Raw genomic sequence first — 15,990 nt, forward strand, 5'->3', positions numbered from 1 at the left:
GCCGTCTTCCTAGGACAAGTTTTCGGGCCGATCCATCGATAATCGCTGGCCTTTGGCGGGGCAGGGGGCATCGGCGCCTGCCAGGCGCCTGCTCGCAATGGGGCAATTCGCCGCGTCCCGGCAGGCGGGCGATGGCTGGACGAAGCGCGCGAGGGGCGCGCGGCGCCCCTATAGAAAGGGGCTATGGCATCGCAAAATCTGGCTATTTGACCCTGTCTGCGGTGCATGTCATCCGAACGCCAGGACAGAACAGAGGGGAGAGAGGCCGATGCCGGCAAGGAACGCTTTTCGCATGCTCGCGGCCGTGAGCATGCTGGTTTCGCAGGGCCTTCATGCGCAGCCGGCGGATTATCCCGCGCCCGCGCCGGCCCAGGCACCGGCAGAGCCGGGCGCCATCCCGCTCTACGGCGCCAAGACCCCGGGTTCGACCGGCACCGAAGTCTGGGCCCGCTATTTCGGGAAGGACTATTCGGTCCGCAATGTCACGCGGCCGACGCTGACCCCCGTGCTTCCCGATCCGGCCAAGGCGACGGGGGCTGCCGTCATCGTCGCACCGGGCGGTGCATTCATGGCGCTCTCCATGTCTCACGAGGGCTGGGACGTTGCCAAGGCTCTTGCCGATCGCGGCATCGCGGCCTTCGTCCTCAAGTATCGGCTGCTCCCGACGCCGAAGGACGAGCAGGAGGCCGGCAAATATGTCTGGAAGAAGATGAGCGAGGGGATGCCGGACCCTGCGAAGATGCCCGTGCTCGGCAATCCCAAGGCCACCGAGGACGGCCTCGCCGCGCTGAAGATGGTGCGGGACAATGCCGCGAAGTGGCGCGTCGATCCTGCAAGGGTGGGCATGATCGGGTTTTCGGCCGGCGCGATGACTTCGCTGCAGACCGTGCTCGCCGCCAGGGTGGGCGAACGTCCGGCGTTCTTCGGGTACATCTATGGCCCGCAGGCCAGGATCGAGGTGCCTGCAGATGCACCGCCCCTGTTCGATGCGATCGCCCTGGACGATCCTCTGTTCCCTGCAATGGGCTTCCCCATTGCCCAGGCATGGCAGGCGGCGAAGCGGCCCGTCGAAATTCACGGCTATCAGCAGGGCAGCCACGGGTTTGGGATCGGCAAGCCGAACACCACGACGACGCTTGTGATGGATGAGTTCACCGCGTGGCTGGCCATGCAGGGCTTTCTCACGCCCGCGCCGGGCAACTGAAGGACCACCTGCGCCGAGGCGGCCCCATGACGCCTGAGAGCGCATGGAGCCCGCCTTGGCGATGCGGATCAGTTCGAGGCGCCGACCCGGATTACACCGACACCGCGTTCGATGACGATTTTCGTGCCGTAGGGCTGCGAGAGCGTCTGCAGCCGGGCAAGGATGCGGGCGCCGGTCGCCGCATCGGCCATGTGCGGCACACCGCGCCCGGCGCCGCTGGCGTTCACGCCGAGGTCGACGGGGTAGAGCCGCACTTCGGCAAGCTGGCCGTCGTGGTAGCGGGAAGTGGCGATCACCGTCTCGTAGAGGTTGGGGTCGGAGAATTCCTTGGCGTTGCGCGCGGCGAGAAGTTCGGGCGTCGTGACGGCGCCGGGGGTGACGCCGAACTGGTCGTACATGTCGGCCGGCACGTCATCGAGCGAGTTGTTCATCATCGCAAAGTTGCCGAGCGAGTAGAAGATCGGCTTGCCCTTGTAGATCTCGATCCCGCGCAGCTGGTGCGGGCCGTGGCCGACATAGACATCCGCGCCGGCATCGATCGCCTGATGAGCCAGCCCTTGCGCGAACCCGGCAGCCGTCTTGCTGGCGTTGCCGGGTTCATGGTTGTGCAGGGAGAACACCGCGAAGTTGCCGTTCTCCTTGGCCTGCCGGACCGCCAGCAGGTTTCCGGCCACGTCCTTCGGGTTGAGGTCGTACTCGATCTTCATCGGCGAGACGGCATCGGCGGCGAGGCGGTATTCGCGGCCCTTCATCTTCACCGGCGCGCCGTCCTTCGTTCCTGCAAGGCGGGCGATCACGGCAAGGTCGGTCTGCGACACCAGCCCCACTTCGGTGCTGCGGATCGTATTGGCGCCGCCGCGTCCCGGTACCTGGCCCAGCGGATCGGCGGCTGGCGACATCGGCGTGAAGGTGGTGGTCGCCGAAACCAGGCCGATGCGGCCATGGCCGGCGTCGAAGTAGGCAGGCGCCCGCGCGGCGGTCATCGAGCGGCCGGTTCCGGCATGGACGACATGCGCCTTGTCCAGCAGGTCCAGCGTGTCGATCATGCCTTCCACGCCCCAGTCGGTGGCATGGTTGTTGGCGTGGCCGACGATATCGATGCCCATGCCGGCCACGTCCGCCGGCACTCTGGGGTCCGCGAGCATCCAGGTGCCGCCGGATTCGGCTTGCGGCGATCCCTTGAACGTCTTGAGATCGAGCGCGGTCGTCTCGAAATTGCCGAAAGTCACATCGGCGCCGCGCAGGAGGCGGAGCATGTCGGGCGACTGCCGCTCCAGCGTCGCCAGCATCGGGCGCAAGTAGATGAGATCGCCGACGGCCGCGAAAGTGAAGTCGCCGGCGATGGGCGAGCTGGGGACGGTCGTGACGGCCGGCAGCGCGCCGCCTTCCTCTTCTTCCTCCGCGAACGCAGGCATTGCGATGGCGGCGAAGGCAGCGGCGCCCGCGACAAGCAGGGCGCGGAAGGCGCGGTGGCGGATAGGCATGACGGAATTCCCCTTGGACTGGCCCGATAATGGCTGGCCTTCCGGGTTATCGCCTTGGGCTGACACGAACCTGTCGCGCCCGCAAAGTCGGGGAACCGGGTCAGGCCGCCGCGGCGGAAAATTCCACTCTGGCACAGAGGCCCTGCCCGGTGCGGCCATCGCCCAGCGTCACTCGCGCGCCGAGCCGCTCGGCCAGGGCCCGGGCGATCGGCAGGCCGAGGCCCGTGCCGGAAGCCTGACTCTGCCCCCGCACGCGGTAGAAGCGTTCCCATACCCGTTCGCGTTCTTCGGCGGGAATGCCCGGCCCGGTATCGTCGATCTCGACGAAGGCATTTTCCCCGCGCCGGCCGAGATGGACCGAAACTGCGCCGCCGGGCCGGTTGTAGCGAATCGCATTGTCCAGCAGGTTGCCGATCAGTTCGGCAGCCAGGCGCGGTTCGCCGATGGCGGTGACGGCGCCGTCGCTCTCGTCCTCGTAGCTGATGTCGATATTGGCCGGCGCCAACGCGGCACGATCCGCGGTGACCGACGACGTCACCTCCGACAAGTCGAAGGGTTCGAGCAGCGTACCTTCCTGATCCTCGCTGCGGGCAAGCGCGATGAGTTGGCGCAGCAATTGCTCCAGTGAATCTATCGCATAGGGAATGTCTTGAAGCGCGGCTTGCCCTTGCGGCGATTCCGGGCCGTAGCGGTCGAGCACGTCCAGCTGCACGCGCGCGACGGCAAGCGGGGTGCGCATCTGGTGAGAGGCGTTCGACGTGAACTGGCGCAGCGAATCCGCCGCCCGGTCCAGGCGCGCCATCAAGCCGTTGAACGCGGCAACGAACGGCCGCATCTCCACCGGCGCCGTCTGCGACGCCTGCAGCCGGAAGGAGGGCGATGCGTCCTGCCGGGCCTGCTCGACCTGCCGCGTCATATCCAGCAGGGGGCGCAGGCCCCAGTGGATCGCCCACCAGAACAGCAGCCCCGTCACGGCGAGCGCGGCAAGGCCCACCAGGAAGACGCGCAAGGTGAAGTTCTTCTCGAAGGCGGCGCGGTCGTCCACATAGTCCGCGATCTGGATGGCGATCAGGCCGTCGTCGCCCGCGGCGCGGCGGATCTCGGTGGCGATCCGCACCGGCTTTCCGCGCAGCGTCCCGTCGCGCAGATAGGCCGCCTGCGTGACGGCCTGCGCGTCGGCCGGCTCCAGGTAGCCCCGCACCAGCCGGTGCTCGCGGTAGGCATTGTAGAAGGTGGCGGGGGCATGCGCATCGGTCACGCCGTTCCACTGGCGTGCATAGTCCGCGGGCGGCAGCAGGGCGGCGTCACCCGCGATCGCCCTGGCGCCGCGATAGACGCTGTAATGCACCACCGGCCGGGCGCGGCGCTTGAGCAGGTGGATCGCCAGGGGGACCAGCCGCACGCGGTCCTGCGGGGGACTGTCATAAGCCAGGCTGAGCGTGCGGACCGAGCCGACCAGTACGCGGTCGACCGTATCGGCCTCGGTATTGTGCGTGACCAGCACCGTCACCACGCCGAAGAACAGCACGAGCGCGGCGAGCGGCAGCATGACCGCGCCGGTCAGGCGCACCCGAAGGGACGGCGCGCGGGGGGAACGAACGTGAAGCATGGGGTCTGGCGTCGGTGGGTCTGGCGGCGGTTCAGGCCGCTTCGATCATGTAGCCCAGCCCGCGCACGGTCCGGATCGCCGGGCCGGAGGGCTGGAGCTTGCGGCGAAGGCGGCCGACGTAGACCTCCAGCGCATTGGGCGTAACCGCATCGTCGAAGGCGAAGACCTGGGCGGAAAGGCGTTCCTTGGGGATGACCTTCCCCGGGCGGCCCATCAGCGTTTCCAGCACGGCCAGTTCGCGGCGGCGCAAGTCGATCACGCTGTCGTCGAGGGAGACGGTGCGGCTGGACCGGTCGAACACCAGCGTACCGATGCGGAGCACCGGATCGGGCGTGCCCTGACTGCGCCGGACCAGCGCACGGATCCGCGATTCGAGTTCGCGCGGGTCGAAGGGCTTGGCCATGTAGTCGTCCGCGCCGCGGTCCAGACCGTTGATGCGATCGTCCACCATGTCGCGGGCGGTGAGGATGATGATCGGCGTCACCTCGCCCCGCGCGCGCAGGCGCGAGAGCACGTCCAGACCGTCGAGGTCGGGCAGGCCGAGGTCGAGGATGATCGCCGCATAGGGCTCTGCGCCGGCCATCTGCAGCGCATCCTCGCCGTTTTCGAGGCGGTCCACCGAAAAGCCCGCAGCCTCCAGCGAGGCTGCGACGCCGCGCGCCAGCCTCTCATCATCTTCAACCAGCAGCAAACGCATCAAAAAATCCCCGAACAGCGACCCGTTTCCCTCCCCCAAGGATGTGAAATTTCGCCATGCATGGCTCTACGCATAACAAATGCCAAGCCTTTGCGACATGTTCTTGCAAATGATTGCACAAAAGCTTGACGCTGGGCGCACATGTCAGGTTCGTGACAGCGAGACCGTCTAGCGCCCCTATCGAACGCAACACCGCCTGCGCCGGAGGTCGATCGGCCCTGGAGCGCGGGTTGCGGGATCGAAAAGGGATCTTGCGACATGAAGTTGAGCCTGACGCCGATTGCCGGCGCGATGACTGCGATTGGAATGGCCGGTGCGGCTTACGCGGCGCCTGCGCCGGTCACGCCCGCTGCGGCCACCGAAGCCCAGATCGCGCAAGTCGACGCGATCTTCGCACGCTGGGCGCATCAGGATACGCCGGGCTGCGCGGTTGCCGTATCGCGCGGCAGCGAGATCCTTGCCCAGCGTGTCTACGGCATGGCCAGCCTGGAACTCGGCGTCCCGGCAAAGCAGGATTCCATCTATGAGGCGGGATCGGATTCCAAGCAGTTCACCGCCGCTGCCACGCTGATGCTGGCGCGCGAAGGCAAGCTCTCGCTTGACGACGACATCCGCAAGTACGTTCCCGAAATGCCGGACTACGGCGCACCGATCACCATCCGCCACTTGCTGCACCACACCAGCGGCCTGCGCGACTGGGGTTCCGTCGCCGCGATCGAGGGCTGGCCGCGCAACAGCCGCACCGCGGACAACAAGGACATGCTGGACATTCTGGTCCGCCAGAAGCAGCTGAACTTCGCCCCCGGCGCGCACTACCTCTACAGCAACAGCAACTTCAACCTGCTGGCCATCATCGTCCAGCGCGTAAGCGGCCAGTCGCTGGCGGACTTCACGCACGACCGCATTTTCGTGCCGCTGGGCATGAGCCACACCCGCTGGCGCGACGACCATGGCGAAGTGGTCCCCGGCCGCACCGGCGCCTACGAATTCGAGAACGGCGTCTATCGCAACGACCAGGTGATCGAGGACGCCTACGGCAACGGCGGCTTGCTCACCACGGTGGACGATCTGGTCAAGTGGCAGGCCGCGCTGGATGATGACCGCTTCGGTCCGGGCTTCACCGAGGCCATGCAGCAGCCGACCCGGCTGAACGACGGAACCCGCATCGCCTATGCCCTGGCCGTGGTGAACCTCGACCATCACGGCGAGCAGGAAGTCAGCCACTCCGGCTCGACCGGCGGCTACCGCGCGTGGATGGCCCGTTATCCCAGGCAGAAGCTGGCAGTCTCGCTGCTGTGCAACGGCGGCAATGCCGATACGCCGACGCTGGGCCGCGATGTCGCGGACGTCTTCCTGCCCGCTTTCAAGTCCAGGCCCTACACGCCGAAGGGCCCGCTGCCGACCGGGCTCTATGCCGACGGCATGACCGGCTTCCCGGTTCGCTTCGCCGCCGATGCGCAAGGCCAGCTCACGGCTGACGGCCGCACGCTGGAGCCGGTAGGCCCCGGCCGCTGGGCCCTGCGCGAGGATGTGTTTGCTTTCTCGAAGAGCGGCCTCGTGCGCGAAAACCGGGAGGGCGAGCGCATCGCCTACCGCAAGGTCGAGCAGGTCTCCGCCTTCGATCCCAAGGACTACGCAGGCCGCTTCTGCGGCGTCGATACCGGCGGCTGCCTGACTTTCCGCCAGCAGGGCGATACGCTGGTTTATGACGGCCCGCGCTGGTCGGGCCGTCCGCTGACCGCGGCTTATGCCGATGTCTTCACCGGCGACGCGCTGCCGCAGTCCTCATCCATGACCGTCAAGTTCAAGCGCGATGCCGGCGGCAAGGTCACCAGCCTGCGCTTCGGCGAAAGCCGTGCCTACGATGTCGAGTTCCGCCGCACCGACGGCTGAGCCCGTTCCCAGAAAACTCACCAAAAAAGAAGCCGCTCAGGGGCGGCCGGATAATCTCAAAAAGGGGTCCAAGAAAATGCGTGATACCAACCGGAAGTTTCGCCAGTTGCTAAGCGGCGGCACCGCCGCCCTCGGCCTGACCATGGCCTTTGCCCAGCTGGCAATGGCGCAGGATACCGCGCCCGTCGGCGCCGCCGAAGAGAGCGGCCCCGACATCGTCGTCTCGGGATCGCGCATCGACCGCAAGGGCTTCGACGCGCCGACGCCGACCACGGTCGTCGGCGAAACCGAGCTGCGCCTGGGCGCCCGGCCCAGCCTGGCGCAAGTGCTGAACGACCTTCCGCAGTTTCGCGCCACGCAGACGCCTGCCAGCACGGTGGCCAACACCAATTCCAGCGCTTCTGCCATGGACCTTCGCGGCCTGGGCGTGACCCGCACGCTGACCTTGCTCAACAACCGCCGCTTCACCGGCGCGGCCGACCTCAACACCATTCCGCAGGGCCTGGTGAAGCGCGTGGACGTCGTCACCGGCGGCGTGTCGGCGGCATGGGGTTCGGGCGCCATCGGCGGCGTGGTCAACATCATCCTCGACGACGAGCTTGAGGGCCTGACCATCGGCGCGCAGAACGGCATTTCCACGCGCGGCGACGGCTATCGCTACAGCTTCGACGGCACCTTCGGCACCAAGTTCGCGGACGGCCGCGGCCACTTCATGTTCGGCGCCGAATACCAGAACGACGAAGGCATCCTCGACCGCAATTCGCGCAAGAACGTCGGCAGCTCGAACCTGTTTTCGCCCGTGGGCGGCGATCACGACTATGTCCTGGTGCGCGACGTCAACGCCTCCAACACCAGCCTCGGCGGCCTGATCACTTCGGGCACGCTCAAGGGCCAGACCTTCAATGCGGACGGCAGCTTGCGCGCCTTCCAGTATGGCAGCCAGATCAGCGGCACCACCATGGTCGGCGGCGAAGGCGTTGCCACCAATGACGAATACGCCCTCACCAACCCCTACCAGCGCGTGAATTCCTACGCCCGCGCCAGCTTCGAAGTGGGCGACGCGACGTTCTGGGCAGACGGCAGCTACAGCCGCATCTGGGCCAGCTATCCATTCTACGCGGAAAGCGGCACTTACACGATCTCGGCCAGCAATCCCTACGTGTCGGACACGATCCGCAGCCAGCTTGCCGCCGCGGGCGAAACCAGCCTGAAGGTCGGCCGCGTGTTCGAGGACTACGGCTACCGCACCTTCGACTACTACCGCCAGAACGTGGAAGGCGCGATCGGCGTGGACGGCAGCTTCGCCGACGGCAAGTGGCGCTACAGCGCCTATTACAGCCACGGCGAAATGCGCAACATGCAGAGCTACCACAACCAGATCACCGGCGCGAACCTGACCAATGCGCTGGACGCGGTGACCGATTCCAGCGGCAACATCGTCTGCCGCGTGGCGCTGACCGATCCCACCACCGCCTGCGCCCCGCTCAACATCCTGGGCACCGGCACTGCCAGCCAGGCGGCGGTCGACTATGTGTTCGGCAACGATGCGCGCGCGGTCTACACCACCAAGCTGGACACGACCGGCGCCAGCCTGCGCGGCGATCCGTTCTCGACCTGGGCAGGCCCGGTCTCGATCGCGGTCGGCGCCGAGGCACGCTGGGAGGAACAGGTGACCAGCGGCCTTGACGCCGTCTCGGCCGCCAAGGGCTTCAGCCGCTTCAACTTCTCGCCGCTGAATGGCGGGTTCAATGTGCAGGAAGCCTTCGGCGAAGTGGCCGTGCCGCTGCTCGACAAGCCCTTCAGCAAGATCGACGTCAACGGCGCCGCCCGCTACAGCCACTACAGCACCAGCGGCGGCATCTGGTCGTGGAAGCTGGGCCTGACCGACCGCATCTTCGACAACCTGCTGCTGCGCGTCTCGCGTTCGCGCGACATCCGTTCGGGCAGCCTCAGCGAACTGTTCACCACCACCACGACCAGCTTCTCGACCGTGGCGGAGAACGGCAACACCTATTCTGTCACTCGCTTCGGCGGCGGCAATGCGAACCTGAAGCCCGAGATCGGCAGCACGCTGACCCTGGGCGCGGTGTTCACGCCCACCTTCCTGCGCGGCTTCAACCTCTCGGTCGATTACTACGACATCAAGCTGCGCGATGCGATCACCTCGCTGGGCGCGCAGGACATCGTCACGGGATGCAACAACGGCAACACCTCGCTCTGCAGCCAAATCGTGCGCGACAGCTCCGGTGCGCCGACCACGATCTACACGACCTACATCAACCTGGCAGAGTACAAGACCAAGGGCGTGGACATCGAGGCCACGTACCAGTTCCCGATGAGCACGATCGCCTCCAACCTGGGCGGCAACCTGCGCCTGCGCGGCCTGGCGACTTACGTGCCCAAGGTGCTGATCAACGATGGCACCACCACCGTGGACCGCGCGGGTGACGTGGGCGACAACGTCAGCTTCGGCACGCCGCACTGGCGCGCCAGCGGCATCGTCACGTATACGAGCGATACCTTCTCGCTCGACACCCGCGTGCGCTATGTCGGCGGCGGCAAGTTCAACCATGCGCTGGACATCGCCAACAACGACATCTCGGCCCGCGTCTACGTGGATCTTGGCGCGCAAGTGAACGTCGACAAGTTCACGATCTTCGCCAACGTCAACAACCTGTTCGACCGCGATCCGCCGCTGACCACGTACGGCGCGATCCACTACGACACCATCGGCCGCTACTTCACGATGGGCGCCAAGGTTCGCTTCTGAGCCAACCGGACGAAGCGCAAGGAATGGCGGTCCCTCGGGGCCGCCATTTCCGTATCCGCAAAAGGCCGACAGCCGCCGCCGCGGGCAGAACGGCAGCGGTGGTTCAGAACTTGTCGGTCGTCGACGATTTGCCGGTCTGGAGCCGGTATTCCACCGGGGTGTCGCGCTCTATGGGGACGGTCCAGTCGGCGTTCGCGTAGAGACGCATGGCAGGCAGCGATGCGCAGTTCCTGCCCGCCGCGTCGCATTGCCGGCCTTCAGACATCTCCACGCTGGCATTCGAGCCATTGTGGAACGTGATCGCCCTGGCCGTTCGCGTGGCCGTGACTTTGCCGGTGGCCACTGCCGGCCGGACGATAATCAGCACGTCGTAGCCGATGAAGACCTTCAGGGCGCTCTGTTCTGCCGATATCGTTCCGGCCACCGGCTTGATCGCCAGGCGGTAGACCCGCTCGTCGCCGCCGCGCGGCGCCACCAGCGCTACCCGCACCAGCTTGCGCTCGCCGGGTTCCAGCACCAGTTTCTGCGGCGTGACCAGCAGGCCCGTCACGGCGGGGTCGGCGGAATCCACGCGCTTTTCCTGGGGCGTGCCCGGAGCCTGGATCACGGCAGGCTCGGCCAGCACATATTGGCGCTCGTTGCTGTCGTTGCTCACTTCTATGTCGTCGCGCGGCGGGGTGTCGGCGGGCAGGTCCACGATCACCTTGCTCAAGGCGATGCCCGCCTCTGCGGGAACCGCGCCGGCCATGGCGGCAAGGGGCAGGGCGGCCCGGATCGCGATGCGGCGCAGCAACTGCGGTTGCGAAAGGCTGGGAGCAGGCATCATCATGGTTCGACCTTGGTTTGGCTGGGCGGAGAATCGGAATCGGCGGCCAACCGCGCGACCGGCTGGCAGATGAGGTCGCCGACGGCGGCATAGCCGTCGACGGGATCGAGGGCGTCCAGGGCGACCTTGCAGACCGAGCCGTCGCGGCTGCGGACGATCAGGGTCGCGCCCCGGCTGGTCTGGATAAGGAAATGGCCCCGCTCGTCGCTTTGGGCCAGGTCGCCGCCGGCGGCGATCTCGGCCTGGACGATCGGCTGGCCGTCGGCGCGCACCAGTCGCCCGAACACTGCCGCGACCGGCCTTGCGCGCCAGACGAGTTGAACGACATTGCCGGGGTAGAGGCTCACTTGCCGCGCCTTCGCGTCGTAATCGCTAAGAACCTGGCCCTTGGCACGAACGCGCACGGCATAGGCACGGTAGGAGGGCAGGGTCACGGTGAGGTCCTTGCCGCCTCGCGCGGTTCCCATCACCCGGTTGTCCACCAGCACCTCGAAGAAGGCGTCGGCATCGCCGTCGTCGATGTGGACGACCACCATGGCATCGCCGTTCCTGCCTTCGTTGAAGCGGACGCCGCCCTGGCCCACGACCAGCGCGGTGTTCAGCGATGCGGCGTACTGGGTTGCGCCGCCGGAGAAGGGCTGGACCAGATTGACGTTGCCCCCGCCCACATCGCTGCGGGCCTGGACTTGCGCCTGGGCGTAAGTAAGGCCGTTGGCGTGCTGCACGCCGCCGTCGGCCTGGACTTCCGCGCCCGCCACGTCGTCGAACCGGCGCGAGACGTTGATGCCGCCCTGTAGCCCGTCGCGCAGGCCCTCGTTGCCCGGACCGACCTGGCCGGCGCCGGTCACCGTGTAGCTGGTGCGGGGGCGGGTGACGATCAGGTTCAACCCGACGTAGGCCTGCCGCCCCAGGCTCGTGAAGGTGTAGTTCCCGTTGAAATCGAGCGATGCCGAGCGCCAGCGCTTCAGCGGGAGATAGAGGGCCGGGCCCAACGAATAGTCGCGGCTGGCCTCCTGCCGGCGGTAGGTGCCGACAAGGGACAGTCGCCCCTGCCCGATGCGATAGCCCACCGCGCCGCTGAACTGGGTGTAGGCGCCCGAATAAGGGGCATATTCAAGGCCGCCCGGTGCCGGCAGGACCAGGTCGGTGGTCGCCAGCAGCGGCCCTCCGCCCGGGTTTGCGATATGGCGGGCGTCGAGGTCGAGACTGAGCCGCCCCGCGCTTGTGCGCGAAATGTGGCCGTAAAGCCCCAGGCCGCCGCTGTTCGAGACATGGACCGAAGCGTCCAGTTGCCAGTCGCCCTGGAGCACCGTGGCGCCCGCCGCGCCCCATTGGCGCTTGTCAGTGCCGATCACGCCCAGGTTGACGGCCAGAGCGGGCGAGATGCGCCGCGCCCAGCCTCCCTGGAACAGCGGCGTATGGGTGATGTCTCCGATCAGGCCCCGGTTGTTGCGCACCAGCGCGCCCGCATAAAGGAAGAACGCGTCATGCCCCGTCATCGGCAATGTGCTGCTGCGCGAGAAGAAGCGCTGCTCGTCGCGCGTCGCGCCCGAAGCCGAGGTAATCCGCAGGATCACCGTGTAAGAGCCTTCCGGCAGTGCGGACGTATCGAGGGCCTGGTTCCCCGCATCGTACATCTGCGATGCCATGATGCGCCCGTTCACCAGAATATCCACCCGCGCGCGCTGATCGAGGAACAGGATCAGCGGGCTGCCCATCAATTGGTCGCGATCCAGCCTGGTGTTGAACTGCGTGGCGAGGCCAAGGCCGACCATCTTGACGCGGTCCAGCAGAGTGTCTCCCGGAATCCAGAAGGCGCCCGCGGTATAGCGCAGTCCGGGACGGTCGAGTTCGCCGGCCAGCGTGTCGGTCTGGAACCCGGAATAGCTCGCCTGCTGGAAGCTGGCGCGGATGCGGCCCGTGCCGATCCCGATGACGGCGGTGTCCTGAAGGTAATACTCGGCTGCTTGCCCGCGCGCGCCGGTGATCGTTCCCGATATGAAGTTGACCAGCGCGGGCGTGTCGGCGGGGGGCGGCAGGTTCTGCATCCGCACCGCCGCCTGAACCGAGAGGAAGCGCGGGGCGACGATTATATCCACCCGGTAGCGCGCGGGATCGAAGACGATGGCAACGACGTCCGGCTTGGGCCGGGGGCAGGGGCTGGAACTCTCCACCGGGCAGATCGCCTCGGGATGGGGATCGAGGTCGGGCGCGCCAAGGGCGGCCGTCAGCCGGGGGCGGTCGCTGATGTCGGGCAGGCTCTCCACCAGCTTCTGCGCGTCCACGAAGCGGAAATGGCCGGGCTGCACCACCGCCACGGCCTCGCCTATCCGCACGCCGCCCATGTAGACATCGAGCACCACCTGCTGCGGACCGGTCAGGTCCTCGAAGCCGGGCGGCGCGTCCACCTTGAGGGCGGGGGCGGCCGCGGCCGGGCTTGCGATCGCTCCCGCGCCGGTGATGGCCATGCCGCCCAGAGCGACGAGGAAGCGTGCCCGCGCCATGCCTCGCCGGTCAGTTCGGCGACACCATGAGCGTCAGCGTTCCGGTATAGGTTCCGGCCTGGGCGGCACTCAGACTGGCGGCGGGCAGGGAGACGATGAGACTGGCACTGCTCGCCAGCAGGCCGCCCAGCGAACAGAGAATGTTGATCCCGTTGGGCGAGGTGAGGGGCTGGCCGGATGTCATGGCCATGCCGCTCGTCTGCCCTCCGGAAAAGGACCATTGCACGGTATAGGCCAGCAGGGCCGCGCCATTGGCGGTATTTGCCAGCGTGAAGGCATTGCTCGCGCCCGATCCGGTGGCCCTGATCGTATATCGCGAAAGGCTGGCATAGACGCACACCGTCTGCGAAATCGCCGGGCTCGCCGTCAGGGACGAAAGCGTGCCGAAGGAGACATCGCTCAGCGCATTGATCTGGAATTGCTGCGCCTGCACCTGGGAGACAGGCAGGAGCAGGCCGGTCAGCGCAAGAGCGCAGCCTGCCGCCCGCCCCATCGACGAAGCCATGAACGGTCCTTCCCTTGGAGAGGCCGCTGCCGCTTCCGCATCGGGCGGGACCCGATGTGCCGAAGCGGCAGGCCCTGGTGAGCGCGCCTTACTGCGGCGTCACCAGCAGGGTCAGTACGCCGGTGTAAGCCGCATTCGCGATCATGGAGTTCTGGTCGGTGGCAAGGATGGTCACGAAGAGCTTCGCGGTCGGGCTGGCGCCGGCGGCGCAGAGCGGGGTGACCGCCGTGCTGGTGAAGGCGGCGGACGTGACATTGGTCGTCAGCCCGGTGCCCGAAGTTGCGCTAGCCGAATTGGCCCAGGCGACGGTGTAGGGCACGGGCGCGTTAGTGCCGCTGGCGAGTGTGAAGGCGCCAGTCGTGCCATTGCCGGTGGCCCTGATCGTATAGCTCTTGCTGGAAGTATTGCTCCACACGCAGACGTTTTCGGTCTGCTGCGCGTCGGCGGCACCCGTCAGCGCGCTGAATGTGATGTCGGTCAGGTTCGAGATCTGCACCAGCCCGGCGATGGTGGCGTTGATGGTGACGGTGCCGGTGGATGTCGTTCCCAGCGCGCCCTGTGTTGCCGCATGGGCAGAGGCGACAGGAAGAATAGAGCCCATCATGGCAAAGATCATTAAGGAACGGCGCAAGCGATTGTTGTTAATCACATTCATGGCCTTCAATCCTATCAGGACCACCGAAGATGGATATGATCCAATATGACTTCGATTGCGGTCGTTGAAGACCACCTATCTAACTCAATAAATTCGTTCAGTGCCATAGAGATCCCGAATATATTGGATGTCAGACCGGCTGTAATTTTGCACCGATCCAGTTCCATCATTAATAATGACGAAAATCTGTTCATTCGATAATCTGGCGGGGGTGCCGCGGGCCCACGCGGGACGGCTGCGACTGTGGCTCGTCAACCCTGCGTAAGGCGCGGATCGACGATGGTGCGGATCGGTGCCGATGGGCCGGACATGTCCGCCATGGCCTGCGCCACTCCGGCGATGCCGATCCGTTCTCCAAGCCAGGGACGCACATCGATGCGCCCATCGGCGATCGCGCGCAGGGCAAGCTGCATGTCCTGCGGCTCCTCACCCCCTGCGAACTGGATGTTGAGCCGCTTGTTCTGGGCCGCGAAGACCAGCAGCTGTTCCGGCTCCATGCAGTAGCCGCCCATGACGATGCGCGCATCGAACCCGACGGAAGAGACGATCTGCTGCAGCATGCCCGGCATGCCCACGTTCTCGTAGACCAGGTTCACGCGCCGGCCGCCAAGATCCGGCAGCGGCGCATAAGGAGAGATCTCGCGCGGATCGACGGCGATTTCCGCGCCCATGGCGATGGCAAGGTCGCGGCGATCCTGATGGAAGTCGGCGGCAACGACGGGCGCGATGCCCAGAAGCTCCAGCCCGGCGATGACGCCCAGGCCGATCGCCCCGCAGCCCAGCACCAAGGCGACATCGTCCTTCGTCGGCCGCCCGCGCCGCGCATGCTCCAGCCCCACGGCGAGCGGTTCGGTGAGGGCCGCAAGATCGTCGTCCAGATCCGACGGCACTTCCAGCATCATGTCCTCATCGAGGAGCATGTATTCTCCAAAACCGCCAGGGCAGTCGTGGCTGAAGCCGACGATGGCATGGGCGCCCGACTGCCGCATGATCGGGATGGAGGTGACCTTCCGCCCGGGCTTCACCTTGCACGCACTGCCGGGACCGTAATCGATGACTTCGCCGACATATTCGTGCCCGGGCACGAAGGGCCGCGCGAAATCGAGACCGGCGTAAGGCCCGCCGTGCGACCGGGACAGGGCGATGATCGTCTCGCCGGCGTGGAGGAAGTGCGCGTCGGACGCACACATTCCGCAGCTATGCGTTCGCACCAGGGCCTGGCCTTTGCCGGGGACGGGGTCGGGCATGTCGCCAAGGCGGACCAGGCCTTTCTGAATGTAAGCGGCTCGCATGGGACGGGGCCTTTCGGATCAGGGCTGCGCGCGGAGCACCGCGTAGGAAGGATCGTTTGCATCGCGCCGGGACAGCGGGTCGGCGGAGAGGCCGCCTATGTCGCGCATCTCGTCGAAATCGCGAATGGCCATGCGGTGATCCAGCGCCCAGCGGCCATCGCGGCGCGACCAGCGGTCGACGTAGCGGGAGCAGGTCGTGATCTGGAACGGCGTCTCTCCGCGCAGGCCTTGAAGCGTGGCGGTGACGTAGGACTCGCTGCCGGCGGTGTCGCCGCGCAGTTCGATCAGGATGTTCGCGATCTGGTGCGAATGGCGTAGCAGTTTGCGGTGATCGGCGCAGATCCTGTCGATCACATCCCGCCCGCGCCCGCTGTAATAGCCGCCGCCGTATTCGGCCGTCGCATCCTCGTGCCAGACCGAATGCCCGAGCGGAATGTCGAGCCGGTCGACGGCCCGGCAATAGCGATGGATCTGTTCGGTGATCGCCTGCTTGTCCAGAAGGGCCTGAATGTCGCGGGCCTGGATATCATTGCGCCCCGCCATGCCGAATA

At 66.6% G+C, this 15,990-nt stretch carries 12 protein-coding genes; 3 read left to right on the forward strand and 9 right to left on the reverse strand.

What is annotated here, in order from left to right:
* Positions 1–292: 292 nt before the first annotated feature.
* Positions 293–1,204 (forward strand): alpha/beta hydrolase, encoded by a 912-nt coding sequence (locus AC1VV3_RS15800; protein ID WP_482962807.1) that lies wholly within the window; start codon positions 293–295, stop codon positions 1,202–1,204.
* A 68-nt stretch (positions 1,205–1,272) separates the two neighbouring features.
* Here the strand turns inward: AC1VV3_RS15800 and AC1VV3_RS15805 are convergent, their stop codons facing one another.
* The 3 genes from AC1VV3_RS15805 to AC1VV3_RS15815 all read right to left on the reverse strand — a co-directional run bounded on the left by AC1VV3_RS15805 (position 1,273) and on the right by AC1VV3_RS15815 (position 4,994).
* Complete coding sequence (locus AC1VV3_RS15805) at positions 1,273–2,688, reverse strand: CapA family protein (protein ID WP_482962808.1); 1,416 nt, start codon at positions 2,686–2,688, stop codon at positions 1,273–1,275.
* Between the two features lie 100 nt (positions 2,689–2,788).
* A complete protein-coding gene (locus AC1VV3_RS15810; RefSeq protein WP_482962809.1) occupies positions 2,789–4,297 on the reverse strand; it encodes a sensor histidine kinase in 1,509 nt (502 codons plus the stop codon).
* A gap of 31 nt (positions 4,298–4,328) precedes the next feature.
* Positions 4,329–4,994, reverse strand: coding sequence for a response regulator transcription factor (locus tag AC1VV3_RS15815; RefSeq protein WP_132266921.1), 666 nt, complete (start codon positions 4,992–4,994; stop codon positions 4,329–4,331).
* Positions 4,995–5,252: 258 nt separating this feature from the next.
* Between AC1VV3_RS15815 and AC1VV3_RS15820 the strand changes: the two genes are divergently transcribed.
* Positions 5,253–6,887, forward strand: coding sequence for a serine hydrolase domain-containing protein (locus AC1VV3_RS15820; RefSeq protein ID WP_482962810.1), 1,635 nt, complete (start codon positions 5,253–5,255; stop codon positions 6,885–6,887).
* Positions 6,888–6,963: 76 nt separating this feature from the next.
* Positions 6,964–9,657 carry a TonB-dependent receptor domain-containing protein gene (locus AC1VV3_RS15825; RefSeq protein WP_482962811.1) on the forward strand — a complete coding sequence of 898 codons (2,694 nt, stop codon included), beginning with the start codon at positions 6,964–6,966 and terminating at the stop codon, positions 9,655–9,657.
* Positions 9,658–9,760: 103 nt separating this feature from the next.
* On the opposite strand, the gene AC1VV3_RS15830 is transcribed toward AC1VV3_RS15825, so the two are convergent.
* The 6 genes from AC1VV3_RS15830 to AC1VV3_RS15855 all read right to left on the reverse strand — a co-directional run bounded on the left by AC1VV3_RS15830 (position 9,761) and on the right by AC1VV3_RS15855 (position 15,982).
* On the reverse strand, positions 9,761–10,486 hold the full coding sequence (locus tag AC1VV3_RS15830; RefSeq protein WP_482962812.1) for a fimbrial biogenesis chaperone: 726 nt from the start codon (positions 10,484–10,486) through the stop codon (positions 9,761–9,763).
* Complete coding sequence (locus AC1VV3_RS15835; RefSeq protein ID WP_132266914.1) at positions 10,483–12,987, reverse strand: TcfC E-set like domain-containing protein; 2,505 nt, start codon at positions 12,985–12,987, stop codon at positions 10,483–10,485. Before AC1VV3_RS15835 ends, AC1VV3_RS15830 begins: the two co-directional genes overlap by 4 nt.
* A 10-nt stretch (positions 12,988–12,997) precedes the next feature.
* Positions 12,998–13,492: a hypothetical protein gene (locus AC1VV3_RS15840; protein ID WP_132266913.1), complete on the reverse strand. Its 495-nt coding sequence runs from the start codon at positions 13,490–13,492 to the stop codon at positions 12,998–13,000.
* A gap of 88 nt (positions 13,493–13,580) precedes the next feature.
* Complete coding sequence (locus AC1VV3_RS15845; RefSeq protein WP_442046049.1) at positions 13,581–14,096, reverse strand: hypothetical protein; 516 nt, start codon at positions 14,094–14,096, stop codon at positions 13,581–13,583.
* A gap of 302 nt (positions 14,097–14,398) precedes the next feature.
* Positions 14,399–15,394 carry an alcohol dehydrogenase catalytic domain-containing protein gene (locus tag AC1VV3_RS15850; protein ID WP_482962813.1) on the reverse strand — a complete coding sequence of 332 codons (996 nt, stop codon included), beginning with the start codon at positions 15,392–15,394 and terminating at the stop codon, positions 14,399–14,401.
* A 63-nt stretch (positions 15,395–15,457) separates the two neighbouring features.
* Complete coding sequence (locus tag AC1VV3_RS15855; RefSeq protein ID WP_482962814.1) at positions 15,458–15,982, reverse strand: nuclear transport factor 2 family protein; 525 nt, start codon at positions 15,980–15,982, stop codon at positions 15,458–15,460.
* Positions 15,983–15,990 lie beyond the last annotated feature (8 nt).

Source organism: Novosphingobium sp. BL-S-34 (assembly GCF_056857015.1).

What these genes read in the sequence shown, in the direction of transcription:
- AC1VV3_RS15800 (WP_482962807.1), top strand. Translation starts at nt 293, where the DNA reads ATGCTCGCGGCCGTGAGCATGCTGGTTTCGCAGGGCCTTCATGCGCAG.
- AC1VV3_RS15805 (WP_482962808.1), bottom strand. Translation starts at nt 2,688, where the DNA reads ATGCCTATCCGCCACCGCGCCTTCCGCGCCCTGCTTGTCGCGGGCGCC.
- AC1VV3_RS15810 (WP_482962809.1), bottom strand. Translation starts at nt 4,297, where the DNA reads ATGCTTCACGTTCGTTCCCCCCGCGCGCCGTCCCTTCGGGTGCGCCTG.
- AC1VV3_RS15815 (WP_132266921.1), bottom strand. Translation starts at nt 4,994, where the DNA reads ATGCGTTTGCTGCTGGTTGAAGATGATGAGAGGCTGGCGCGCGGCGTC.
- AC1VV3_RS15820 (WP_482962810.1), top strand. Translation starts at nt 5,253, where the DNA reads ATGAAGTTGAGCCTGACGCCGATTGCCGGCGCGATGACTGCGATTGGA.
- AC1VV3_RS15825 (WP_482962811.1), top strand. Translation starts at nt 6,964, where the DNA reads ATGCGTGATACCAACCGGAAGTTTCGCCAGTTGCTAAGCGGCGGCACC.
- AC1VV3_RS15830 (WP_482962812.1), bottom strand. Translation starts at nt 10,486, where the DNA reads ATGATGATGCCTGCTCCCAGCCTTTCGCAACCGCAGTTGCTGCGCCGC.
- AC1VV3_RS15835 (WP_132266914.1), bottom strand. Translation starts at nt 12,987, where the DNA reads ATGGCGCGGGCACGCTTCCTCGTCGCTCTGGGCGGCATGGCCATCACC.
- AC1VV3_RS15840 (WP_132266913.1), bottom strand. Translation starts at nt 13,492, where the DNA reads ATGGCTTCGTCGATGGGGCGGGCGGCAGGCTGCGCTCTTGCGCTGACC.
- AC1VV3_RS15845 (WP_442046049.1), bottom strand. Translation starts at nt 14,096, where the DNA reads ATGATGGGCTCTATTCTTCCTGTCGCCTCTGCCCATGCGGCAACACAG.
- AC1VV3_RS15850 (WP_482962813.1), bottom strand. Translation starts at nt 15,394, where the DNA reads ATGCCCGACCCCGTCCCCGGCAAAGGCCAGGCCCTGGTGCGAACGCAT.
- AC1VV3_RS15855 (WP_482962814.1), bottom strand. Translation starts at nt 15,982, where the DNA reads ATGGCGGGGCGCAATGATATCCAGGCCCGCGACATTCAGGCCCTTCTG.